The sequence below is a fragment of the Streptomyces asiaticus genome (genome assembly GCF_018138715.1).
Lineage (GTDB): Bacteria > Actinomycetota > Actinomycetes > Streptomycetales > Streptomycetaceae > Streptomyces > Streptomyces asiaticus.
The window spans coordinates 284,183-307,117 of record NZ_JAGSHX010000001.1; the positions used below are offsets into that span (position 1 = coordinate 284,183).

A 22,935-nucleotide genomic window follows, 5' to 3' on the forward strand; every position below is an offset into this window, starting at 1 on the left:
CCGCGTTCAGCGCGGCACACAGCTTTGACGCAAGGTCTTCCACGAAGCAGGAGTTAGGTGAGCAGCATGTTGCGCGGGTCCAGCGACTCAGACGAGTCCGGAATCCAGGCTGGGCCGGATCACGGCGAGGGCCCAGGCGAACTTCCATCACTCGCACCGGACTTCCGAGAACTGCTGGACCACGAGCAGCGAAGGGTCCTGTTCGACCTGGTGCGCGCACATGTTGCCGCGGCGCTGCGGTCCGAGTCGCCGCGTACGCTCGACGCGGAGAGCTCGTTCCTCGACCTGGGTCTTGACTCGCTGGCGGCGGTCAATCTGCACCGCGGACTGGTGGCGGCCACCGGCCTCACGCTGGAGGTGTCGCTCGCCTACGACTACCCGACGCCCAGCGAGCTGGTGGACCACCTCCACCGGCAGATCTTCCCCGTGGCCACGGACGACACCGCCCCCGCGCGTGCTGTCGTGGGCTCGGACGACCCCATCGCGATCGTCGGGATGAGCTGCCGCTTCCCCGGCGGTGTCAACAGCCCCGAGGACCTGTGGAAGGTCGTCTCCGAGGGCGTGGACGCCATCACCCCGTTCCCCACCGACCGGGGCTGGGACCTGGAGGCGCTCTACAGCCCGGACCCGGACCAGCCCGGCACCAGCTACGCGACCGAGGGCGGGTTCATCCACGACGCGCCCGAGTTCGACGCGGAGTTCTTCGGCATATCGCCGCGTGAGGCGCTCGCCATGGACCCGCAGCAGCGGCTGCTGCTGGAGACCAGCTGGGAGGTCTTCGAGCGGGCCGGCATCGACGTGACCAAGCTGCGGGGGAGCAGGACCGCCGTCTTCACCGGCGCGGAGCACCACGACTACGGGCCCCACCTGCAAAGCACCAAGAGCGGCCTCGAAGGCTATGCGCTGACCGGAACCGCGGGCAGCCTCGCCGCCGGGCGCATCGCCTACACCTTCGGCTTCGAGGGCCCGGCGTGGACCGTGGACACGTCGTGCTCCTCGTCGCTGGTCTCCCTGCACCAGGCGGCGCAGTCGCTGCGCCAGGGGGAGTGCGATCTGGCGCTCGCCACCGGTGTCGCCACGATGCCCACCCCGGGTGACTTCATCCTCTTCAGCCGCCAGCGCGGGCTCTCCTCCAACGGGCGCTGCAAGGCGTTCGGCGCCGAGGCCGACGGCACCTCGTGGGCCGAGGGCGTCGGCGTCCTCCTGGTGGAGCGGCTCTCGGACGCCCGGCGCAACGGCCACGAGGTGCTGGCGATCGTGCGTGGCTCCGCCGTCAACCAGGACGGCGCCAGCAACGGTCTGACGGCCCCCAACGGCCGTTCCCAGCAGCGTGTCATCCGGCAGGCGCTGGCCAACGCCGAGCTGACCGCGGACCAGATCGACGTGATCGAGGCGCACGGCACCGGAACCTCGCTCGGCGACCCCATCGAGGCGCAGGCGCTGATCGCCACCTACGGAGAGAGCCGACCGGAGGGACAGCCGGTGTGGCTGGGGTCCCTCAAGTCGAACATCGGCCACACCCAGGCGGCGGCCGGTGTGGGTGCCGTCATCAAGATGGTGATGGCCATGCGCCACGGCATCCTGCCCAAGACGCTGCACGTGGAGGTGCCGACCCCGCACGTGGACTGGTCGTCGGGCGGCGTGGCGCTGCTCGCCGAGCAGCGCTCCTGGCCGGAGACCGGGCAGCCACGCCGTGCCGGTATCTCCTCGTTCGGCATGAGCGGCACCAACGCACACGCCATCATCGAGCAGGCACCGCCGGTGGAGCCCGCCCCCGCGACGGACGACGCCGACGAGGACACGGCGTCCCAGCCCGTGTCGTGGCTGGTGTCCGCCAGGAGCGAGGAGGCGCTGCGGGCGCAGGCCGCGCGGCTGCGCGAGCACGTGGTGCACCACCCCGACGCGCGGCCGGTCGACATCGGATGGTCGTCCGCCGTGACACGTGCCGCACTCAAGCACCGGGGCGTGGTGGTGGCCTCCGACCGCGAGGGGCTGCTGCGCGGCCTCGCCGCCCTCGCCGAGGACACCGACGCGCCGGGCCTGGTGCTGGGCAGGTCCACCGCGCAGCGGATGGCGTTCCTGTTCACCGGACAGGGCGCCCAGCGGCTGGGCATGGGCCGCGAGCTCTACGAGACCTACCCGCTCTTCGCCGACGTGTTCGACGAGGCGTGCGACTATCTGGAGGTGCGCCTGGGCACCTCGGTGCTCGACGTGGTCTTCGGCCCCGAGGACGACGACGCGGCCGCCGCCACCGGTGACGAGCTCAACCAGACGATGTTCGCCCAGGCCGGGCTGTTCGCCTTCGAGGTGGCCCTGTTCCGCCTGCTGGAGTCCTGGGGCGTGCGCCCCGACTTCCTGATGGGGCACTCGGTGGGCGAGATCGCCGCGGCCCACGTCGCCGGGGTGCTGTCCCTGGAGGACGCGTGCGCCCTGGTGGCGGCCCGCGGGCGGCTGATGCAGGAACTGCCCGAGGGCGGCGCGATGGTGGCCGTCCAGGCGTCGGAGGAGGAGGTGGCCGGAAGCCTGACGGGCCGCGAGGACCAGGTGTCGCTGGCGGCGCTGAACGGCCCCACCTCGGTGGTGCTCTCCGGCGACGAGGACGCGGTCCTCGAACTCGCCGGCCACTGGGAGGCCCAGGGCCGCAAGACCAAGCGGCTGCGGGTGAGCCACGCGTTCCACTCCCCCCGGATGGACGCCATGCTGGAGGAGTTCGGCCAGATCGCCGCCTGCCTGGCGTACTCGGCCCCGGCGATCCCGGTCATCTCCAACGTCACCGGCGATGTCGCGGGCGCCGAACTGGCCACCCCGGAGTACTGGGTCCGCCACGTTCGGGAGGCGGTCCGCTTCGACGATGGCATGCGCCGCCTCGCCGACCAGGGCGTGACGACCTGTGTGGAGCTCGGCCCCGACGCCGTGCTGACCGCGATGGGCCAGGACTGCCTGGACGCCGTCGGCGCCGACGCGGCCTTCGTGCCCCTGGCCCGCTCCGGGCGCGCCGAGGCCCAGACGCTGGCGGAGGCGGTCGCCACCCTGTACGCGAACGGCGTGGGCGTGGACTGGGACGCGGTGTACTCCGGGCGCGGCGCCCGCCGGGTCGCCCTGCCGACCTACGCCTTCCAGCACAAGCGGTACTGGCTCGAGTCGGGCGGCGCCGGGACCGGCGACGCCCGGAGCGTCGGCCTCGGCAGGGTGGACCACCCGCTGCTCGGCGGGATCACCGAACTGGCCGAGGGCGACCGCACGGTGCTGACCGGGCGCCTGTCGCTGCAGACCCACCCGTGGCTCGCCGACCACGCCGTGGCCGGCGGAGTGCTCTTCCCCGGCACCGGTTTCGTCGAACTGGGCCTGCTCGCCGGCACCGAGACCGGTGCCGGACGGCTCGGGGAACTCACCCTCGAGACCCCGCTCCTCCTGCCGGAGCAGGGCGGCGTCCGCGTCCAGCTCGTGGTCGGCCCCGCCGACGAGTCCGGCGTAAGGTCCCTCGGCGTGTACTCCCGCTCCGACAGCGACGAGCCGGGGGAGGAGTGGGTGCGGCACGCCCAGGGCGTCCTCGAGGCCGACAGCGGCGCCGCGGTCACCGACAGCCTGCTGCGGTGGCCCGTCCCGGGCGCCGAGCGGGTGCCGATGGAGGGCTTCTACGAGGGCCTGGCCCAGGTCGGTTACGGATACGGGCCGGTCTTCCAGGGGCTGGAGTCGGTCTGGCGGCTGGACGGCGACGTCTACGCCGAGGTGGCGCTACCGGACTCGGCCGCCCAGGAAGCCGGACGGTTCGGCCTGCACCCCGCCCTGCTCGACGCCGCCCTGCACGCCATGGAGATGGGCGACTTCGGCGGCGAGAGCGGGCGCGTGACCCTGCCGTTCTCCTTCACCGGGGTGACCCTGTACGCGGCGGGCGCCGGACGGGTGCGGGTGCGGCTGCGCCCGCAGGGCAAGGACACGGTCGCGCTGCTGGTGACGGACGCCACGGGCGCTCCCGTCGCCTCGGTGGAGTCGCTGGTGATGCGCGAGGTGGCGGCCGAGCGGTTCGCCTCCGGGCCGCGCGCCGCCGGCAGCGACGGAACGCTGCTCCGGGCCAACTGGGACGAGTTCGCCGCCGCGCGGGACGGCGAGCGGACCGTGGACGGCACGTCCACGGCGGTGATCGGCGCCGACCGGGCGCGGGTGGCCGGGCTGCTCACCGCCTCCGCCGTCGAGTACGCCGAGTACACCGGGGTGGACGCGCTCGTCGCCGCCGTCGACGAGGGTGCCGCGGTGCCGGATGTGGTCTGGGCCTGGTGCGGCGGCGAGCTCGCCGGGCCGGACGCCGGGAACCTCGCCGACGCCGCTCGGAAGGCGACCCACCGGGCGCTGGCCCTGGTGCAGTCCTGGCTGGCGGAGGACCGGTTCGACGGGTCCCGGCTGGTCGTGGTGACCAGCGACGCGGTCGCGACGGGCCCGGGTGAGGGCGTCGCCGGACTGTCCAACGCCGCGGTCTGGGGACTGCTGCGTTCGGCGGCCACGGAGAACCCGGGCCGGATCCAGCTGGTGGACATCGACCGCCACGCCGAGTCGGCCGTCGCGGCCGTCGGCGTGGTGACGGCCGCGTTCGCGGCGGGCGAGCGCGAGGTGGCGCTCCGCGTGGGCCGGGGGCTGATTCCCCGGCTCGCCAGGGACGCCGCCGGGCGGGTGCTCGAGGCCCCCGCCGGCACCTCGGCATGGAAGCTCGGCACCACGGGTGGCGGCACCCTGGACAGCCTCTCGCTGCTGCCCGATCCGGCGGCGGAGGAGCCGCTGGCACCCGGATACGTGCGGATCGCGGTGCGCGCCGCCGGTCTGAACTTCCGTGACGCGCTGATCGCCATCGGCATGTACCCCGACGACCACGCCACGATGGGTGGCGAGGGCGCCGGTGTGGTCCTGGAGGTCGGCCCGGGAGTCACCGACCTGGCACCCGGTGACCGGGTCATGGGCATGATCGACGCATCGTTCGGGCCCGTCGCGGTCACCGACCGGCGGCGGATCGTCCCCATGCCGAGCGGCTGGACGTTCGCGCAGGCGGCGACGGTGCCGCTGGTCTTCCTGACGGCTTACATGGGCCTGGTGGAACTCGGCGAGCTCCAGGAGGGCGAGACCATCCTGGTGCACGCCGCCACCGGTGGTGTGGGCATGGCGGCCGTGCAACTCGCACGCCACCTCGGCGCCGAGGTGTACGCCACGGCCAGCCCCGGGAAGTGGGACACCCTGCGGGCGATGGGATTCGACGAGAAGCACATCGCCTCGACGCGTGACCTGGAGTTCGAGCGGCGCTTCACGGAGGCCACCGACGGCCGGGGCATGGACATGGTGCTGGACTCGCTCGCCCGCGAGTTCGTCGACGCCTCCCTGCGGTTGCTGCCCAGGGGCGGGCGGTTCCTGGAGATGGGCAAGATCGACGTGCGGGACCGCGAGGTCGTCGCGCGGGACCACCCCGGGGTGAAGTACAGCGCGTACGACCTGGACGTGGCCGACTACGACTGGGTCCAGCGGATGCTGGCCGACCTGGTCGATCTCTTCGACCGTGGCGCACTGCACCCCCTCCCGGTGACGGCGTGGGACGTGCGCCGGGCACCGGACGCGGTGCGGTACATCAGCCAGGCCCGGCACATCGGCAAGAACGTGTTCACCATGCCCAGCGCCCTGGACCCCGAGGGTTCGGTGCTGATCACCGGTGGCACCGGCGGCCTGGGCAGCCAGGTGGCGCGCCACCTGGTGGCCGAGCGCGGAGTGCGCAACCTGGTCCTGGTCTCCCGGCGCGGGCCGGACGCGGAGGGCGCCGCCGACCTCAAGGCCGAACTGGCCGAGGCGGGCGCGTCGGTGACGCTGGCGGCCTGCGATGTGGCCGACCGCGCCTCGCTGGAGCGGGTGCTGTCCGGCATACCCGCCGAGCACCCGCTGACCGCGGTCGTGCACGCGGCGGGCGTACTCGACGACGGTGTCATCGACACTCTGTCGCCGAAGCGGATCGACACGGTTTTCGAGCCGAAGGTCGACGCGGCGTGGAACCTGCACGAGCTGACCCGCCATCTGGACCTGGCGGAGTTCGTGATGTTCTCGTCCGCCGCCGGTGTGTTCGGCAGCCCGGGACAGGGCAACTACGCCGCGGCCAACTCGTTCCTGGACGCGCTCGCCGCACATCGGCGCGCGCTCGGCCTCCCCGCCGTATCGCTGGCCTGGGGACCGTGGGAGCAGGCCGGCGGCATGACCGGCACGCTCAGCCACGCGGACATGGTGCGCATGGCGCGCGAGGGCATGGCGGCCCTGTCCATGGCGGGCGGTCTGCGTCTGCTGGACGCCGGCCGGACCAGTGAGGACGCCCTGCTCGTGCCGATGCGGCTGGAGACTTCGGCGTTCAGCGGCCAGACCGACATCCCCACCCTGCTGCGGGGTGCGGTCCGGGTGCGGAGCAGGGCGGCGGCCGACGGGAAGGCGACCGCTGCCGAGTCGGCAAAGGAGCAGCTGGCCGGTCTCTCCGGAGCCGAACTCGACCATGCGCTGCTCGCCCTGGTGTGTGGCAGCGCGGCGATGGTGCTGGGCCACAGCGGCGCCCAGTCCATCAAGCCCGACCGCTCCTTCCAGAGCCTCGGTTTCGACTCGCTGGCGGGCGTGGAGTTCCGTAACCGGCTGAACTCGGCCACCGGGCTCCGCCTTCCCTCCACGCTGATCTTCGACAACCCCACGCCCGCCGCGCTCGCCGAGTATCTGCGCGGCCGGGTGGCGACGGACAGCCCGGCCGAGTCGGACATGGATCCGGAAGAGGCCAGGATCCGTGCCCTTCTGACGTCGATTCCGCTGGGACGCCTGCGCCGCTCCGGTCTGCTGGACGCGCTCACCGAGCTGGCGAGCGGCAAGGACCAGGCCGAGACAGACACCGAGGAGAAGGAGACGGACTCCATCGACGCGATGGACGACGACGACCTGATCGACATGATGCTCGAGGATCTCGACAACTGACGACGGCCGAGTCCCCCCGGAGACCTCCGGGGGGACTCGCACTCCAGGGCCACGTCTCGAAGGGCCCCGGCGGCGCGGGTGTTTCTCACCCCAAGAGACTTCAAGAAGAAGAAAGGCACAGTGAAACCCGATGACCGCAAAGGTCTTTGCGACGGAAGCGGTGTATTCGCTTCCCGAGTTCGAACAGAGGGCCCTGGCCATCGCCGAAGCGCTCCGCGAGCGCGGAGTCAGCGACGGCACCCGGGTCATGCTGAAGGCGGGCAACTCCGCCGGCTATGTCGGGGCCCTCCTCGCCCTGATGCACACCGGCGCGTCGATCGTCATGGTCGACCACCAGGAGCGGGCGGAGGCCACCCAGCGCATCTGCGACCAGGCCGGGGTCAAGATCTGCGTGGTCGACGACGACACCCCCATGCCCGAGAGCGGCCCGGTCCGGGTCACCATCTACGAGCTGCTCGTGGCGTCCATGGAGCAGACCCCCGCCGAGCGGCGGCTGTCCCTCGACACCTGGCGCGAGCTGCCCGACGGCCTGATCATGTGGTCCTCCGGATCCACCGGGGAGCCCAAGGGCGTCGTCAAGACCGGGGCGAAGTTCCTCAAGAACCTGGAGCGCAACGCCCAGCAGGTGGGCCACCGCCCCGATGACGTCCTGCTGCCGCTGCTGCCCTTCTCCCACCAGTACGGGCTGTCCATGGTGCTCATCGCCTGGCTGGTCAAGTGCTCGCTGGTCATCGCGCCCTACCGGCGGCTGGACCGGGCGATGACCATGGCGGGCACCTGCGGGGCCACGGTGGTCGACGCCACCCCGGCCAGCTACCGCAGCATGCTCAACATGATCGGCCGCAAGCCCGCCCTGGCGGACGAGCTGTCCGGCGTCCGCATGTTCTGCAGCGGGGCGGCCCCGCTGGACCCCGGTCTGGTCGCCGACTACGTCAAGCGGTTCGGACTGCCCCTGCTGGACAGCTACGGCAGCACCGAGGCCGGGAACGTGGCCTTCGCGACCGAGGACAACGTGGTCGCCTGTGGGCGGGCCGTCGAGGGCCTGAAGCTGCGGATCGTCGACGACGAGGGCGCCGTGCTCGCCTCCGGCGAGGTCGGGGAGATCCAGGTCCACTCGCCCGACCTGATGGAGGGCTATCTCGCGGAGGACGGCACGGTCGCCCCCGTCGACCCGGCCAAGACCGACTGGTACCCCACCGGCGACTTCGGCTATCTGGACGGCGGGGACAACCTCTTCGTCCTCGGCCGGAAGGCCGCGGTGCACCGCAACGGCCACACGCTCTACCCCGAGATCATCGAGCACAAGCTGGCCGCGGGCGGCTGCCTCGTCAAGGTGGTCCCCGTCCCCGACGAACAGCGCGGCTGCCAGCTCCTCTTCTTCGTCGAGGACGAGCAGCAGCGCGAGCCGCGGTACTGGCGGGAGCCGATCACCTCCCTGCTGCCCGACTTCGAGCACCCCAACCGCATTCACGTCCTGGAGCGATTCCCCCTGAACCGCAACGGCAAGCCCGACAAACGACAGCTCGAGCAGCTGGCCCTCGACCTGGCGCCGGGAGCGAAGGCATGACGGAGCAGCAGACCACCGAGCCGCAGGCGACAGAGCCGCAGACCGGCCGTACGGCGATGGTCTTCCCTGGGATGGGGCCCTTCCGCTTCACCGACGTGGGCGAGTTCCTGCTGACCAACCCCCATGCCCGGCGCCGGCTCGCGATCGCCGACGAGGTGGTGGGGTACTCCGTGTTCGACCGGTACCGCCAGTCGGACGCCGACGAGGAGGCGCAGTACGCCGCGCACACCCAGATCGCCTTCCTGACGGTGTGTCTCTCCCTCGCCGACTGGGCGGAGGAGACGCTGGGGGAGCGGCCCGAGCTGTGCGCCGGCCCGAGCTTCGGCCAGCGTGCCGCGGTGACCTACGCGGGGGCCCTGCCGTTCGAGGAGACCGTGCGGCTCACCGCCGAACTGGCGCGCTGCGAGGAGGAGTACTTCCGGCAGGAGCACCGTGAGGCGGTCACCCACTGCGTGATCCACACTCCCGAGGAGCGGCTTCGGGAGGCGCTGGCCGAACTGGACGCCGAGGGGGAGTGGCACGACGTCTCCGGCTACATCGACCAGGGCTTCTACCTCGTGTCCCTGCGCGAGCCGGTGCTCGACCGGTTCAAGAAGCGGATCGGCGAGCTCGGCGGCTACAACATGTACACGATGTGGCCGCCCGTGCACGCCCCGGCGTTCGGCGCCCTGCGTCGCAAGGCGGAGGAGGAGGTCCTCGGCACCTTCGAGGTGGCCGACCCCAAGCTCCCGGTCGTCGCGGACCAGAACGGCGCGCTGCTGACCGACGCGGAGGGGGTGCGCACCATGCTGCTCGACACCTTCAACTGCCCCATCCGCTGGCCGGACATGGTGGAGACGATGCAGGGGCAGGGCATCACCAAGGTCTGCATCTCGGGTCCGGACAACCTCTTCGGCCGGGTGAACCGCACCGTGGACAACTTCGAGGTCGTGGCCATCGACGCCCGCAAGGCGATGCGCCCGCGGGTCCGGCAGAGGAGTGCCCGCCGGGCGAGGCGGTGACGGAGGCGCTGCCCCCGGGCAGCGCCCTCTGGGTCATCGACTGATCGATCAAAAGGGTTAGCGTGCCGGTATGGCACGGAGGAAGGAATTCGATCCGGAGGTCGCGCTGGACGCCGCGATGCGGCTGTTCTGGCGCAATGGCTACGAGGGGACGTCCACCAGCGACCTGGTGGACGAGCTGGGCATCGCGCGGGCAAGTCTGTACGGGACCTTCGGGTCCAAGCGCGGACTGTATCTGGCCGCGCTCTACGGTGCGCTGCTGCGGGCCCGCGCGGAGGGCGAGCTGGCCCCCGGCGTCGATCCGAGGTCCGCGGCCACCATGCTGGCCTCGCCCAACAGTGGCCTGAAAGTGCTGTCATGCGCGGGCGCGGACCAGCGCGACCGCAGCACCTCGAATTTCCGACCATCGAGGAGTACCTGTCCGCACCGGCCGCGCCGCCGTCAACGGGACGAAGCTGCACTACCGAACGGCCGGCTCCGGCCCGGTGGTGGTACTGCTGCACGGCGTGCCCAAGACCGGCTATCACTGGCGGCACCTGGTCCCGAAGCTGACGACGCGGCACACCGTCGTCGTACCGGACCTCCGTGGTCTGGGCGACTCCGCCCGCCCCGCGGACGGCTTCGACTGCGCCACGATGAGCGACGACATCGCCGCGCTGATGGCCCACCTCGGGCACGACACCTACACCGTGATGGGCGAGGACTGAGGAGCGGTGGTCGGCTATCAGCTCGCCGCCTGGCACCGCGATCACGTCGAGGCCCTGGTGTTCGCCGAGGCGTTGCTGCCCGGATTCGGCTTCGAGGACCACACCGCCCTGACCCGCGAGAACGTCTCGGGCGGGATGTTCCTGTGGCATCTGGGCTTCTACTTCCAGCCGCTACTCCATGCCCGGCGGCATCCGCTCGATGCTGGCGGTCCGTCGGGCGATGCTCGTCGACGCCGAACAGAACCGCGAGGCGGCGCGGACCAAGCTGGACATCCCGGTGCTGGCGCTCGGTGGCGACGCGTTCATCGGCGACCGGAACGAGGCCCAGATGCGGCTCCTCGCCCACGACGTCACCGGCCATGTCTTCGAGGCCGGACACGACCTCGCCGAGGAGGTGCCGGACGAGGTGGCCGACGTACTGCTGACGTTCCTGAACGACCGGCTCACCTGACCCGAGTCGGCTCCCCGGGTCTGCGCTCTCTTGTGGTGACTCGGGAGCTGTAGGAGAGTGACCTTATGGGGACCAAGCAGTACACGGGCTCGCCCGAGGACGCCGATCTGATGCGCGCGGACTCGTTGGCGCGGGAGATCTTCGCGGATGTCGCCAACAAGTGGGCGTTCCTGATCATCGAGTTCCTCGGTGAACGCACCCTGCGCTTCAGCGAGTTGCGGAACGAGGTCGAGGGCATCAGCCACAAGATGCTCACCCAGAACCTGCGCATGCTGGAGCGCAACGGCCTGGTCGGGCGGAAGGTGCACCCCACCGTGCCGCCACGGGTCGAATACACCCTGACCGAAGCGGGCCGGGCCCTGCGTGCGACGGTCGACGGGATGTGCGGCTGGACGCATACGTACCTCGGTCATATCGAGGAGTCCCGCCGCCGCTTCGACGCCTGAACGAGCGGAGCACTCACCCGAGCCGCGCGGTGGCCCCACGAGTGGTGGGGCCACCGCACGGCCACGCTCAGTCGAGGACCGCGGTGGCCTCGATCTCGACCAGGTGCTCGGGTACGTCCAGCGCCGCGACGCCCAGCAGCGTGCCCGGCGGGACCGGGGTGGCCCCCAGCTTCGCGGCCGCCCGAGCGGCGCCCTGCAGGAACTGGGGCATCTTGTCGGGGGTCCAGTCGACGACGTAGACGGTCAGCTTCGCCACGTCGTCGAAGGAGCCACCGACCTCGGCCAGGGCGGTGGCGATGTTGAGGTAGCACCGCTCGACCTGAGCGGCGAGATCGCCTTCGCCGACCGTGACCCCATCGGCGTCCCAGGCCACCTGCCCGGCGATGTGGATCAGCCTCGACCCGGTCGCGATCGACACCTGTCGGTACGCGTCGATCTCCGGCAATCCGCTGGGGTTTACCAGGGTGATGGCCATGCTGCCTGCCTTCTCGTGATGGGGCCCACGGGCTCGCTCGCTGTCACGGAACCCAAGAGCCCGCGCTCTCTCGTGGTTACTCGGAAACCGTAGGAGAGTGGCCTCTGGCAGGGAAGAACGCACTTTTCGGTGACTGAGGAACCTTTTGGTGACCGACGGGCGAAGCGGCTGGGGTGCCGGTCGCGCGGACATCCGGCCTTCCGGGCTTGTCATGTACGGGCTACAGTGCGAGAGATATATGGGAGCGCTCCCAAGCTCTCGCGCTCCCAAGCTCGCTCCAAGTGCTCCCGATCCTCCCGACCAGCCGAAGGATCTCCCATGACCTCCACACCACACCGCGCCCTGGCCGTCGCCGCGGTGGCCGTGGCGGTGGCGCTGGCCGCCCCGGCCGCGCCACGGGCCTCGGCACGACCGGCGGCCTGTGCCGCCAACGGCTTCTGCGAGGACTTCGAGTCCCAGACCGGGACCACTCCCGCGGGCCGCTGGACCACGGCCGTCGCCAACTGCTCGGGCACCGGCACCGCCACCGTGGACACCACAATGGCTCACGGCGGCACCAAGTCGGTGCGGATCACCGGCAAGGCGGGGTACTGCAACCACGCCTTCGCCGGCACCTCGCTGTCCGGTGTGCCGTCCGGCGGCGATCTCTACGCCCGCTTCTGGGTCCGCCACACCACCGCGCTGCCCGCCCAGCACGTCACGTTCGGCGCGCTGCGCGACGCCAACGACAACGGCAAGGACCTGCGCATGGGCGGCCAGAACAAGGCGCTCCAGTGGAACCGCGAGTCGGACGACGCCACCCTCCCCGCCCAGAGCCCGGCGGGCGTCGCGCTCAGTACCCCTCTGCCCGTCAACACCTGGACCTGTCTGGAGTTCCGCCTCGACCGCACCGCGGGCCGCCTGGACACCTGGGTGAACGGCGGGCTCGTCACCGGCCTGGTGGTCGACGGCACCCCGACCCAGGACGTCGACCAGCAGTGGCTGAACCGGGGCGGGTGGCGGCCCGCCCCGGCCGATCTGCGGCTGGGCTGGGAGAGCTACGGCGAGGGCGAAGACACCCTCTGGTACGACGACGTGGCCGTGGGCACCACGCGGATCGGCTGCTGAAGAGCCGTCAGGGGGGCGGGGGCTCCCGGTCGGCTCAGGGGCTCAGGGGTTCAGGGGTTCAGGGGGAAGCTGACCGACCGGGACTTCTTCCACTCGTCGTGCTCCAGATCCTTGGCCTCGGTGCCGTCCCCGTACAGGTCGGCCGAGCCCCCGTCGGTGATGACCTGGGCGCGGGCGCCGGGCGCCGCGAGGTCGGGCACGTCCACCACGATCTCCCAGCCGCCCGGGTCGGCCGTCGGCAGGTCGAGCCGCTTGACCGGCTGGTGCCCGGGGACGCCGTCCCAGGAGTAGAGCGCGTACGGGGCGCTGTTGTCCTCGGCCGCCCAGGAACCGGCCACGATCAGGTACTGGCCCTTGTCGTCGCGGCGGATGTCGCGGACGCTCAGGCCCCCGAGGTCGAGGGTGATCGGGTCGCCGAAGGTGGCGTGGGTGTCCTTGTCGCCGACGGACCGGGCCAGCTCGTCGGCGTTGGTGACCGGGACCAGCAGCGCCTTGCCGCCGTCGGCGGGCGGCACCAGCGGGGCCCGGAAGCCGATGTACGCGGTGGATCCGGAGCCGGGCGCGAACTCCAGGCCCTCGACGTTGAATCCGTCGATCTGCTTGGGCACCTGGCCGTCCGCGGTGCCCTTGGCGAAGCCGAGCCGGTCGCCGTTGGCCTTGTCCCAGTCCACCAGGTCGTCGCGCAGACCCTGGTACGAGCCGTCGACCTCGAGGTCCGTGTCGGCGCCCGAACCGGAGACGGTGGTGGTGAAGAGGGTGAAGCGGTCCTCCTTCGGCTCACCGTCCTTGTTGTTGCCCAGTGAGCCGGTCCAGTAGATGGTGCCGCCGACGCGGGCCGCGCCCTCGATGTCGATCTCCTTGCCGACGTCCAGGTCGGAGCCGACGTCCCAGGTGCGCACCGGCGCGCCGGACGCGTCGCGCCGGTACAGGCGCAGGACGTTGGACTCGTCGTCGGCGACGACCATATAGCCGCCGCCGACGTCCACGGCGGCGGAGGAGTCGCTGGAGCCGGTCAGGTAGCGGGTGTCGGCGGCGTTCCGCACGGCGCCGGAGGCCGCGTAGTGCAGGGTGGTGGTGGCGCTCTTGCCGCCGAGGCCGGTCACCTTGAGGGTGAGGTCGGTGTAGCCCTTGCCGCGCGCCCGTACGGCCACCTCGCGGGTGGCGCCGGTGCCGCTCACCGTGACGTCCCCGGCCCGGGCGACCGAGCCGTGGGTGGTGGCGGTGGCGGACACGGTGAGCGCGCCCGTGTCGGCACCGCTCTGACCGACCCTCACGGTCACCGTCGGGTCGCCGGTGGCGCCGACGGCGCCGGACAGGTACGAGGCGGCGAGCTTGATGGTCGGCGTGCCGTAGCCCGCGCTCCCGGCCACCGCGGAGCCCGGGAGCGCGGACAGCGTCACGGCACCGGCCGCGAGCGCCAGCGCGGCGGCGGGGAGGACCCGGCGGGTGCGGCGCGGGGGAGCGGCATGGGACGGGACCATCGTGAGTACCCTTCGTCGGCTGCGGGGCCGGTCGGCGGACCGGCGCACCGCCCTGACGATGGATCATCTATATGGCGTGAGCATGAACGATCACCGAACATGTACCGCTCACGGCCCGTGGACTCCCTCGCCTCCCGCCCACCGGTCGCCGCCGTCAGCAGACGCCGTCGCCCGGCTTCGGGTTCCCGAGTCCGAAGAGCGGCCGCAGCTTCAGCCCGGCCCAGGTGCCGAGGAGGGCGAAGGCGCCCCAGACCCAGCCGTGCAGGCTGCCGGAGGCGATGCCCGCGAGGTAGGCGCCGATGTTGCAGCCGCCCGCGAACCGGGCACCGATGCCCATCAGCACCCCGCCGAGCACCGCCGCGGTCGCCGTGCGCCACGGCACCCCGCGGTGCAGGGTCCAGGTGCCGCCGAGCGCCGCGGCGACCGCCGCGCCGATCATGATGCCGATGTCGGTGAGGCTGGTCTTGTCGGCGAGCACGGGCCCCGCGAGCATCTCCTTGTTCCCGGGCTGCTGCCACCAGCTCCAGCTCTCCGGATGGCCGCCGAGCGCGCGCACCAGCTCCGCGCCCCACAGGCTGAAGGCGCTGGTGACGCCCCACGCGCCACCGGAGACCAGCAGCACACCGGCGCCCAGCACGGCCAGCGCCAGCGCGCCGACCGCCAGCGGCCAGGAGCCGCGCAGCACACGCGCGGCGGCACCGCGCGCGGAGGGCACCGGACCGATCGGCGGCGGGTTGCGGCGGGCCTGGACGCGCCGGCTGACCAGGACGATGGCGACGAGCACGAGGATGGTCACCGCCCACGAGCCGAACCAGCCGATGTGGTCCGCCATGACCACCGGCTCCAGCGAGGGCAGGTCCTTCCACAGGTCGAACTGCCAGGCGGCCAGGGTGGCGCCGGCGATGAAGCCGCCCAGTGTGAGCACGATCGACGTCTGCCCCGAGCCGACCGCGAAGAGGGTGCCGGAGGCGCAGGCCCCACCGAGCTGCATGCCGACGGCGAAGAGGAACGAGCCGATCAGCAGCCCGAGCCCCAGCGGTCCGCCCGAGGGCGCCGGCACGGAGCCGAACAGTCCGGTCTTCGTCCCGATGAGCAGGGCGAACAGCGTGGCCGTCGTGCCCAGTAGCAGGGCGTGGGCGCGCAGCCCGGTGCCGTTGCCGACGGCCACCAGCTGCCGCCAGGCGGAGGTGAAGCCGAAGCGGGAGTGGAAGAGGGCGACGCCCAGGGCGAGGCCGAGCAGCAGCAGGACGCCGGGCTTGGCCCCGTGGGCGGACCATACGTACGCGGTCAGCGCCGCGGCGAGCAGTCCGGACACGGCGAGCGGCACCGGCCGCACCGGTGGCGCGGCGGGTGCCTCCGGCCGCGGCACGGAGGTGGGGGAGGGGGACAGCAGTGCGGCGGTCTTCGCCGCATCGGCGGGCGGGGCGGTGGTCACGTGCGGACTCCGGAGATGAGGAGAGAGGGATGACGCTGGGCGGGAGGGCCCGGCCGGACGGCGCGGCGCCGAGGCGGCGGCGCGCGGTGGGGGAAACCGGCCGGTTCCGGCTCAGCGGCGACAGAGGCCGTCGTCGACGCACCACGCCGAGCTCGCGAACAGCGCGAGACTGAGCAGACGGGCGGGTGCGGACATGCACTCCAGGATATGGTCCGGGTTTCAGGAATTGGACCCCGGTCTCACCATGTGATCTGTGGAGTCAGCCACAGATTCGGCCACGGACACCGATGGCCTCGGGTCAGCCGTCCTCGCCCCGCTCGGCGGTGTCCGCGAGGCCGACGTACATCGAGTGGTGCAGCTCCGCCACATGGTCCCGGAGGAGGGCGGCCGCCGAGGCGGCGTCCCGCGCGGCGAGGGCGGCCCTGATGGCCTTGTGCTGCTCGTTGCTGCGGCGGAGGTAGTCCAGCGGATACGGCAGGAAGTACGCGTACAGCTCTCCGGTGACCCGCTCGTACATCCCCAGCGCGGAGGGCAGCCCGGCGCCCTCGGCCAGGGCCAGGTGGAACCGCCTGTCGCCGGCGTGGAACTCGGCCCAGCTCTCGGCCGCGTCCATCTCCCGGATGCACTCGTCCAGCCGGTCGAGCCCCGGCCGGCCGATGCGCTCGGCGGCCAGCTGCGCGAAACCGGCCTCCAGCACGATGCGCTCGTCGATCAGCCGGTGCACCCGATCGCTGTCCTCCCGGTACGCGGCGACCTGCGCCACGGTGCGGCGGCGGGGCCGCTCCACGATGAAGGTGCCGCCCGTACGCCCCGGGCGCCGCTGGACGACTCCCTCGCGCTCCAGGGCGCCGAGGGCCCGGCGGACGGTGATCTCGCCGACCCCGAGCGCCGCGGCCGTGGCCTGCACGTTGGGCAGCCGCTCGCCGGGCGCCAGCAGGCCCAGGTCCACCGCCAGCGAGATCCGGGCCCGTACGGTGTCGACGGCGCTGGTGCGGCGGATCGCGGCGAGGGCGCTGCTGGTCAGGGCGCTCGGTGCGCCGGACGGTTCCTGGGTCGCCATTCCCTCAGCGTAGGCATCCTGCCCAAGGGCCCTCCCCACGGTCCTCGTACGGAGCCCGGCGCTTTGCGGAACCGTGACCTCCGGGGGTTTACCTGATCAAAGTGAGCATGTTTTCATGGCTCGAATTCACCCCCAGGACACCCACTGTCGAAGGCACTGATGAAGATCTCCGGACTCCAGACGGCGGGAACGCCCGGCGATGTCGCCGCCAACCTCCGCGAACTGGACGCGGCGTGCCGCCGGGCCCGTGCCGAAGGCGCCGAACTCCTGATCACCACCGAGCTGTTCATCACCGGCTACGACATCGGCGACGCCGTTCGGGACCTGGCCCGCACCGATCTGCTCTCCCCGGCCCAGGAGATCGCCGCCGCCCACGGCATCGCGCTCGTCCTCGGAGCCCCCGAGCACGACGACGGCGCCTGCTACAACAGCGCCTTCTTCATCGACCCGGCCGGAGCGATCCTCGGCCGCCACCGCAAGACCCATCTCTTCGGCGATCTCGACCGCAGGTGCTTCACACCGGGCGACCGGACCGCTCCCGTCATCGACTACGCGGGCGTCCGGATCGCGATGCTGATCTGCTACGACGTGGAGTTCCCCGAGAACGTACGGGCCGCCGCCCTCGCCGGCGCGGACCTCGTCGCGGTCCCGACCGCCCAGATGCAACCGTACGAGTTCATCGCCGAGCACCTGCTGAGGGTGCGCGCCTGGGAAAACCAGATCTACATCGCCTACGTCAATCATGACGGCGACGAGGGTTCACTGCGCTACGTCGGCCGCAGCTCCATCGTGAGCCCGTCGGCGACCGTGCTGGACAGCGTCGAACACGGCAACCGGCTGCTCTTCGCCACCGTGGAACCGCACACGGTCCGGAAAGCGCGCAAGGCCAATCCGTATCTGGCCGACCTCCGGCCAGACCTCTTCACCCCGTCCGCCCGCGCCACCAAGGACCCGTCATGCTGACCGACCCCGAAGTGCACGCATCCACCCCGCAACAGACCACGACGAATCTCTCGGGGCGGCTCGGCACCGGTGCCATCGTCTTCATGGTGATCGCCGCCGCCGCGCCCCTCACGGTGGTCGGTGGCAACGTCCCGCTCGCCATCGCCGGCGGCCCCGGCGCCGGAGCCCCCGTCGGCTTCGCCCTCGCCTCGCTGATCCTGCTGGTGTTCGCGGTCGGCTTCGTCACCATGACGCCCCACGTTCCGCAGGCCGGGGCCTTCTACGCGTACGCCACCCGCGGCCTGGGGGACCGGGTCGGAGTGGGCACGGCCGCCGTCGCGCTCGTCGCGTACACGGCGATCCAGGTCGGCGTCTACGGCTATCTGGGATGGGCCGTGAACGATGTCCTCCACACCTTCGGCGGGCCGTCCCTGCCCTGGTGGGTGTGGGCGCTGGCGGCGCTCGGCATCGTGGCCCTCCTCGGCTACCGCCATATCGACCTCAGCTCCAAGGTCCTCGGTGTGGCACTCGTCCTGGAGATCGCGGTGGTGCTCGTCCTGGACGCCGGGATCTTCACCCGGGGCGGCGCCCACCGTGTCAACGCCGAGTCGTTCACCCCGCACGCGGCCCTCTCCGGACCGCTGGGCGTGGCCGTGCTCTTCGCCATCACCGGATTCATCGGCTTCGAGGCCACCGCCGTCTTCCGGGACGAGGCCCGCGACCCGGAGCGGACCATCCCCCGGGCCACCTACCTCGCCGTCCTGATCATCGGTGGGTTCTACACGCTGTCCTGCTGGGCGCTGGTCCTGGCGGCGGGCACCGATGACGCCCCGGCCGTGGCCCAGAAGACCCTGGACGGGCAGGGCAACATGCTCATGGACACCGCCCAGGCCTACGTCGGCACCGCGCTGCGGGACGTGATGCAGGTGCTGCTGCTCAGCAGCCTCTTCGCCTGTGTGCTCTCCTTCCACAACGTCATCGCCCGCTACACCTTCACCCTCGCCCGCAAGGACCTCCTCCCCGCGCGGCTGGGCGTCGTCCATCCGCGCCACCACTCGCCGTCGGTCTCCTCGGTCGTCCAGACCGTCACCGCGCTGGTCCTGGTCGTGTGCTGCGCGGTCGCCGGACTGGATCCGCTGGTGGGCGTCTTCGGCTCCATGGCGGGGGTGGCGACGGTCGGCATGATCCTGCTCATGCTCATCACGTCCATCGCCGTGGTCGCCTTCTTCGCGCGCGACCCCCGGCTCGCCGCGGGCAGGGCCTGGCAGACCCGGATCGCGCCGGTGCTGGCCGTCGCCGGACTGCTGACCGCGCTGTGGCTGGTGTTCTCCAACTTCACCCTCGTCACCGGCGTCGGTGTGGGCGCGAGCGTCGTCCTCGGTGTCATTCCCCTCCTCGCGCTCGTCGCGGGCCTGGTCCGAGGGGACCGCGGCGCGCGGGAGCGCATGTGAGGCCCCCTGGTCCGGCCGCCCGGGCGAGGCACGGGCGGCCGGACCGGACCACGGTACGGTCCGTCAGACCGCGGTCCGCTCCACGGGGATCCACAGCTCCGCGTCCGCCCGCGCCCCGTCCTGCGACAGCCGGGTGCGCAGGATCTCCGGACCCGGCCTGCTCTGGTACGGGTTGGACGGGAACCACTGCGTGAAGACGTCCCGCCACAGGTACTGGAGCGCCTGCGGGAACGGCCCGGAGTTCTCGAAGACGGCCCATGCCCCCGCCGGGACGGTGAGCGCGTCCAGGTCCTCCGGGGCGGCGGCCCCGGTCACCACCCCGTGGTAGTAGTCGAGTTCGGTTCCCTCGGCCCGGCTCGGGTCGAGGTTGTCGCTCACCCCCAGAATCCCCTCCGGCTCCTGATCGGACAGAGCGGCGATCCGCCGTATCGTCTCCTGGCCGAGCCCCCGGATGAACTCCGCGATCGCCGGATTCACCCCCTCGTGCACGAGCGGAACACGGACCTTCTTGCCGACCACCTGGAACCGCTCCTTCTCCACGACCCGGTATCGCATACTGCTGCTCCCTTCGACGATGAGGCGGAAGGACATCCGCGGCTGGGAGCTCAGCGAGGCACCCGCCCGCCGGGCCTCACCCGGGCCCACCCCGTGCATGGCCCGGAACGCCCGTGCGAACGCCTCCCCCGAGCCGTAGCCGTAGCGCACCGCGATCTCCAGGAGCGTCCGTTCCCCGGCGAGCACCTCGGCCCCCGCGAGGGTGAGCCGTCTGCGCCGGATGTACTCCGACAGCGAGATCCCCGCCAGCGCGGAGAACAGCCGCCGGAAGTGGTACTCCGACGTCATCGCGATCCGCGCCAGCTCGGACACCTGGATCCGCTGGTCCAGCCGCGAATCGATGTGGTCCAGGGCCTCGTTCAGCCGCTCCAGCACCTCGGTCTCCTTCCTTGACGCTGATCACGTTAGGAAGCCGGCGCCCTGCCGGACCCGACATCCTGTGCCCGGTCCGGTCGGGTATGGCGGTCCGTCACCGACCGTGCCGGCCATCGCTTTGCCCGGGATCCGGCTGGGGTTCATCCGTAGGTCCGTTCGGTCACCGTTTCATCACAACGCATACACGACTCTCCCACTTCGCCGCCGCCACGCCGCATGATGCACCCCACCATCCACGCACCTGGGAGAAACATGGGCACCCGCACCGTCCAAGCCGCGGCAGTCATCGCCATCACCCTGCTCCTGACCGGCTGTTCCACCGGCGGTGACGTGCGTGACAAGAGCACCCCGAGCGGCACCCCGGCCGCCGCCGAGAAGGCCGAGACCACCCGGGCCTGTGTCGATGCCATCGCCGACCGGGCCGCCGCCCACAAGGGCGGAGCCGTCCGCTCCCACCCCGCCCCCGCACCCTGCGCCCGGCTGTCGGACGCCGACTATCTGGACGCCTATATGAAGGGCCTCGAGCAGGCGCACAGCGCCGCCCGGAAGACCTCTCAGGGGGAGACCGGCAAGGCGGCCGACGGCGGGGGAAGCTGACCCGAGGCCCGGTCCGCCGCCCGGTCCAGATGGTCGGCGCAGGAGACCCGTGCGCTCGACCGGGAGCCGTCCGGGCAGAGGACGTTCTCCCAACTCGTGGTCGAGATATCGGCATCCCGCAGCCGCGCGCCGCGGAGATCGGAGTCGGACACCGTGGCTCCGGCCAGATCGGCGCTGCTCAGATCCGCTCCGTTGAGGCCGACATGGGTGAGGGAGGCCGCCCGCAGATACACGTCGTCCAGCCGTGCGCCCTCGAAGCTGACATCGGTGAGCAGACCCCTGCCGAGCCTGGCGCCGCGCAGATCGGCGCCGCGCAGATCGACCTGCGAGAGGGTGGCGGAGGTGAGGTCCGCCCGCCGGAGGTCGGCGCCGCGCAGATCGACGTTCTCCAGCGACACCGCGGCCAGCCGTGCCGCGTAGAGATTGCCGCGCCGCAGATTGGCCTCGGACACCAGTCCGGTCAGCGTGGACCGTTCGAGATTCACGCACCGCAGCTTCTTCTGCCACAGGTCGCCACCGGCCACGGTGCGACTGGAGAGATCCCTGCCCGTGCGGCCGGAACAGCTCCGGCCATGGGCGTCGTCCTTCCCGCACCCGGCGAGCAGGGCCGAGGACAGGGCGGTCACGAGGAGGCAGGAGAGCGAGCGGGGCCACCGCGTGGTCATGGGCCGACCCATCACGGATGTCAGACGCCGATCAGATCCACCAGATCGTCGGCGTGCTCCTCCTCTTCCTCCAGGATCGACTCCATCAGCCGGCGGGTGGTCGGGTCGTGTTCGCCCAGCCAGCGGATGATCTCCTGATAGCTGATGATCACGATGCGCTCGGCGAGCAGATTGTGCTCCAGCATCGCCTTGAGGTCATTGTCGGCCGGGGTGGTGTAGTCGGTGTGGGCGCGCTGGGTCAGCGAGGCGGGGTCGAAGTCGGGGTCGCCGCCGAGCTGCGAGACGCGTTCCGCGGCGCGCAGCGCGTGCTGCATCTCCTCCTTCGCGTGCTCGGTGAACTCCGAGGACACTTGGGCGCGGTCGATGCCGCTGGCCGAGATGGCGTGGCGGGTGTAGCGCAGCCAGCACACCACCTCGGTCGCGATGACGTCGTTGAGGATGCCGATGACCCGGTTCTTGTCCAGACCGTAGGCGTCCGTCACCGGGCCCGCCGCCATCTTCCGGCGGGCGTCGTCGCGGATCCTGGTCACGTCCAGTACGAAGTCGTCGCTCATCGGTGCCCTCTCTGCTCTCCTCGGCTTTGGGCGAGTGGTTCCCCGCCGGGGCCCGGAGGGGAGCGGGCGGAACGGGAAGATGACTGGATCGCCGCACAGCGCCAGCCGATCGGCGGTATCCGGTGCCGGTGCGGCGTCAGACGCGTTTGGCGGACGAGGTCATGCGGCGTCCACGGTGATGTCGTCGTAGGACTCCAGGCGGGTCCAGCGGGGTGCGGCGCGCCTTCCGGCGGTCAGCCGGTCGGCCGCCGGGAGCGGGCCCAGGTCCAGGGCGGTGAGGCGGGCGATGTCGGAGACCGGCACCTGGAAGGTGCGGAACGCCCCGAGCGGGGGAGGGTCTCCGGCCCGCGCGGCCTCCGCCATGACCCGGGCGGCGGCGTCCCGGCTGAGGTCGGGGCTCTGGTCGAGCACATAGGCGGTGGACGCCAGCTCCCCGTCCTGGAGGAACGCGGCGACCTTCCAGAACCGGAGCGGCACCTGGATGCCCCGGTAGGGCGGATCGGAGTTCTCGAGCACGGGCCCGGTGAACACCGTCAGCTTCCTGTGGAACTCCTCGGCGTGGTCCAGCAGGAAGTTCTCCAGCCCCTGCCAGAGCTGCTTGCCCTGGTTGAAGACGTTCATCTGGGGAGCGGCGTTGGTGTAGTGGAAGGTGTCGTCGTTCGCCATGGACGCGTTCGGACCCCATACGGGATCGAGGCGGCGGACCAGATGTCCCTTGTCCAGCGGGTTGTCCCGGTAGACGGGGGCACCGGCCTGCTGGGCCTCGGGCAGGCGGGGGTCGAAGCGCCATTCGTCCTTGCGCTCCACATCGACCAGGTGCGCGCCGTCGATCGTGACGGCCGTCGCCGCGGCCAGCCGGCGGTCCGGGCGGAAGACGACGCTGAAGTTGGTGTAGGGCAGGACGGTCGTCTCGGTATCGGGGCCGGTCGGCCGGGGCAGCGGCAGGGAGGGGCCCAGGAAGCGCTCGTCGTAGCCCTTGCGGTCCACCAGGGACGCCGGGCTCGCGGTCTCCGCGTTCTGCGGGGGATCGGGGGGAGTGGCCATGCCGTTGTCGGTACCGTGCCGCCCGATCACATAATCGGACTGGACCTCTCATC

Annotated in this window: 16 protein-coding genes and 2 pseudogenes; 10 read left to right on the forward strand and 8 right to left on the reverse strand. The window is 71.6% G+C overall.

The features are described 5' to 3' along the window. Positions 1-57 precede the first annotated feature (57 nt). The 6 genes and pseudogenes from KHP12_RS00740 to KHP12_RS00765 all read left to right on the forward strand — a co-directional run bounded on the left by KHP12_RS00740 (position 58) and on the right by KHP12_RS00765 (position 11,141). The gene (locus KHP12_RS00740; RefSeq protein WP_372455150.1) at positions 58-6,969 is read left to right on the forward strand and encodes an SDR family NAD(P)-dependent oxidoreductase; all 6,912 of its coding nucleotides are present in this window, start codon (positions 58-60) and stop codon (positions 6,967-6,969) included. Between the two features lie 130 nt (positions 6,970-7,099). Next, positions 7,100-8,536, forward strand: coding sequence for a class I adenylate-forming enzyme family protein (locus KHP12_RS00745; RefSeq protein ID WP_086883288.1), 1,437 nt, complete (start codon positions 7,100-7,102; stop codon positions 8,534-8,536). Then, on the forward strand, positions 8,533-9,537 hold the full coding sequence (locus KHP12_RS00750) for an ACP S-malonyltransferase (RefSeq protein WP_086883289.1): 1,005 nt from the start codon (positions 8,533-8,535) through the stop codon (positions 9,535-9,537). Before KHP12_RS00745 ends, KHP12_RS00750 begins: the two co-directional genes overlap by 4 nt. A 118-nt stretch (positions 9,538-9,655) precedes the next feature. Then, a pseudogene (locus KHP12_RS53125) lies at positions 9,656-9,721 on the forward strand (TetR/AcrR family transcriptional regulator); the annotation flags it as partial. Between the two features lie 211 nt (positions 9,722-9,932). Then, positions 9,933-10,695 (forward strand): annotated as a pseudogene (locus tag KHP12_RS00760) (alpha/beta fold hydrolase). 65 nt (positions 10,696-10,760) lie between these two features. Then, positions 10,761-11,141 (forward strand): winged helix-turn-helix transcriptional regulator, encoded by a 381-nt coding sequence (locus KHP12_RS00765; RefSeq protein ID WP_086883290.1) that lies wholly within the window; start codon positions 10,761-10,763, stop codon positions 11,139-11,141. Positions 11,142-11,208: 67 nt separating this feature from the next. On the opposite strand, the gene KHP12_RS00770 is transcribed toward KHP12_RS00765, so the two are convergent. Beyond that, the gene (locus tag KHP12_RS00770) at positions 11,209-11,616 is read right to left on the reverse strand and encodes a RidA family protein (protein ID WP_086883291.1); all 408 of its coding nucleotides are present in this window, start codon (positions 11,614-11,616) and stop codon (positions 11,209-11,211) included. 318 nt (positions 11,617-11,934) lie between these two features. On the opposite strand from KHP12_RS00770, the gene KHP12_RS00775 reads away from it, so the two are divergent. After that, complete coding sequence (locus tag KHP12_RS00775) at positions 11,935-12,723, forward strand: hydrolase (RefSeq protein ID WP_211831240.1); 789 nt, start codon at positions 11,935-11,937, stop codon at positions 12,721-12,723. A gap of 50 nt (positions 12,724-12,773) precedes the next feature. Here the strand turns inward: KHP12_RS00775 and KHP12_RS00780 are convergent, their stop codons facing one another. From KHP12_RS00780 to KHP12_RS00790, 3 genes are all read right to left on the reverse strand, one after another. Continuing rightward, positions 12,774-14,204, reverse strand: a complete 1,431-nt coding sequence (locus tag KHP12_RS00780; protein WP_211831241.1) for a DUF3616 domain-containing protein — start codon at positions 14,202-14,204, stop codon at positions 12,774-12,776. A 154-nt stretch (positions 14,205-14,358) separates the two neighbouring features. Further along, positions 14,359-15,639 (reverse strand): YeeE/YedE family protein, encoded by a 1,281-nt coding sequence (locus KHP12_RS00785; RefSeq protein WP_086881689.1) that lies wholly within the window; start codon positions 15,637-15,639, stop codon positions 14,359-14,361. Positions 15,640-15,937: 298 nt separating this feature from the next. Further along, a complete protein-coding gene (locus KHP12_RS00790) occupies positions 15,938-16,699 on the reverse strand; it encodes a FadR/GntR family transcriptional regulator (protein ID WP_208652983.1) in 762 nt (253 codons plus the stop codon). Positions 16,700-16,858: 159 nt separating this feature from the next. Between KHP12_RS00790 and KHP12_RS00795 the strand changes: the two genes are divergently transcribed. Both KHP12_RS00795 and KHP12_RS00800 read left to right on the forward strand, forming a co-directional pair. After that, positions 16,859-17,662 (forward strand): carbon-nitrogen hydrolase family protein, encoded by an 804-nt coding sequence (locus KHP12_RS00795; protein ID WP_086881691.1) that lies wholly within the window; start codon positions 16,859-16,861, stop codon positions 17,660-17,662. Then, entirely contained in the window at positions 17,656-19,092 is a 1,437-nt protein-coding gene (locus tag KHP12_RS00800) for an APC family permease (RefSeq protein WP_211831242.1), read from the forward strand. Before KHP12_RS00795 ends, KHP12_RS00800 begins: the two co-directional genes overlap by 7 nt. 63 nt (positions 19,093-19,155) lie before the next feature. Here the strand turns inward: KHP12_RS00800 and KHP12_RS00805 are convergent, their stop codons facing one another. Continuing rightward, positions 19,156-20,022, reverse strand: coding sequence for an AraC family transcriptional regulator (locus KHP12_RS00805; RefSeq protein WP_086881693.1), 867 nt, complete (start codon positions 20,020-20,022; stop codon positions 19,156-19,158). Between the two features lie 252 nt (positions 20,023-20,274). Here KHP12_RS00805 and KHP12_RS00810 point away from each other — a divergent pair, with 252 nt between their 5' ends. After that, positions 20,275-20,619: a hypothetical protein gene (locus KHP12_RS00810; RefSeq protein WP_211831243.1), complete on the forward strand. Its 345-nt coding sequence runs from the start codon at positions 20,275-20,277 to the stop codon at positions 20,617-20,619. Here the strand turns inward: KHP12_RS00810 and KHP12_RS00815 are convergent. The 3 genes from KHP12_RS00815 to KHP12_RS00825 all read right to left on the reverse strand — a co-directional run bounded on the left by KHP12_RS00815 (position 20,577) and on the right by KHP12_RS00825 (position 22,882). Beyond that, positions 20,577-21,284 carry a pentapeptide repeat-containing protein gene (locus KHP12_RS00815; protein WP_211831244.1) on the reverse strand — a complete coding sequence of 236 codons (708 nt, stop codon included), beginning with the start codon at positions 21,282-21,284 and terminating at the stop codon, positions 20,577-20,579. The genes KHP12_RS00810 and KHP12_RS00815 overlap by 43 nt on opposite strands. A gap of 20 nt (positions 21,285-21,304) precedes the next feature. Further along, positions 21,305-21,838, reverse strand: a complete 534-nt coding sequence (locus KHP12_RS00820; protein WP_086881696.1) for a ferritin-like domain-containing protein — start codon at positions 21,836-21,838, stop codon at positions 21,305-21,307. A gap of 159 nt (positions 21,839-21,997) precedes the next feature. Further along, positions 21,998-22,882: a DNA/RNA non-specific endonuclease gene (locus KHP12_RS00825; protein WP_086881765.1), complete on the reverse strand. Its 885-nt coding sequence runs from the start codon at positions 22,880-22,882 to the stop codon at positions 21,998-22,000. Positions 22,883-22,935: the final 53 nt, after the last annotated feature.

What these genes read in the sequence shown, in the direction of transcription:
- KHP12_RS00795 (WP_086881691.1), top strand. Translation starts at nt 16,859, where the DNA reads ATGAAGATCTCCGGACTCCAGACGGCGGGAACGCCCGGCGATGTCGCC.
- KHP12_RS00770 (WP_086883291.1), bottom strand. Translation starts at nt 11,616, where the DNA reads ATGGCCATCACCCTGGTAAACCCCAGCGGATTGCCGGAGATCGACGCG.
- KHP12_RS00800 (WP_211831242.1), top strand. Translation starts at nt 17,656, where the DNA reads ATGCTGACCGACCCCGAAGTGCACGCATCCACCCCGCAACAGACCACG.
- KHP12_RS00790 (WP_208652983.1), bottom strand. Translation starts at nt 16,699, where the DNA reads ATGGCGACCCAGGAACCGTCCGGCGCACCGAGCGCCCTGACCAGCAGC.
- KHP12_RS00810 (WP_211831243.1), top strand. Translation starts at nt 20,275, where the DNA reads ATGGGCACCCGCACCGTCCAAGCCGCGGCAGTCATCGCCATCACCCTG.
- KHP12_RS00780 (WP_211831241.1), bottom strand. Translation starts at nt 14,204, where the DNA reads ATGGTCCCGTCCCATGCCGCTCCCCCGCGCCGCACCCGCCGGGTCCTC.
- KHP12_RS00775 (WP_211831240.1), top strand. Translation starts at nt 11,935, where the DNA reads ATGACCTCCACACCACACCGCGCCCTGGCCGTCGCCGCGGTGGCCGTG.
- KHP12_RS00825 (WP_086881765.1), bottom strand. Translation starts at nt 22,882, where the DNA reads ATGGCCACTCCCCCCGATCCCCCGCAGAACGCGGAGACCGCGAGCCCG.
- KHP12_RS00765 (WP_086883290.1), top strand. Translation starts at nt 10,761, where the DNA reads ATGGGGACCAAGCAGTACACGGGCTCGCCCGAGGACGCCGATCTGATG.
- KHP12_RS00815 (WP_211831244.1), bottom strand. Translation starts at nt 21,284, where the DNA reads ATGACCACGCGGTGGCCCCGCTCGCTCTCCTGCCTCCTCGTGACCGCC.
- KHP12_RS00750 (WP_086883289.1), top strand. Translation starts at nt 8,533, where the DNA reads ATGACGGAGCAGCAGACCACCGAGCCGCAGGCGACAGAGCCGCAGACC.
- KHP12_RS00745 (WP_086883288.1), top strand. Translation starts at nt 7,100, where the DNA reads ATGACCGCAAAGGTCTTTGCGACGGAAGCGGTGTATTCGCTTCCCGAG.
- KHP12_RS00820 (WP_086881696.1), bottom strand. Translation starts at nt 21,838, where the DNA reads ATGAGCGACGACTTCGTACTGGACGTGACCAGGATCCGCGACGACGCC.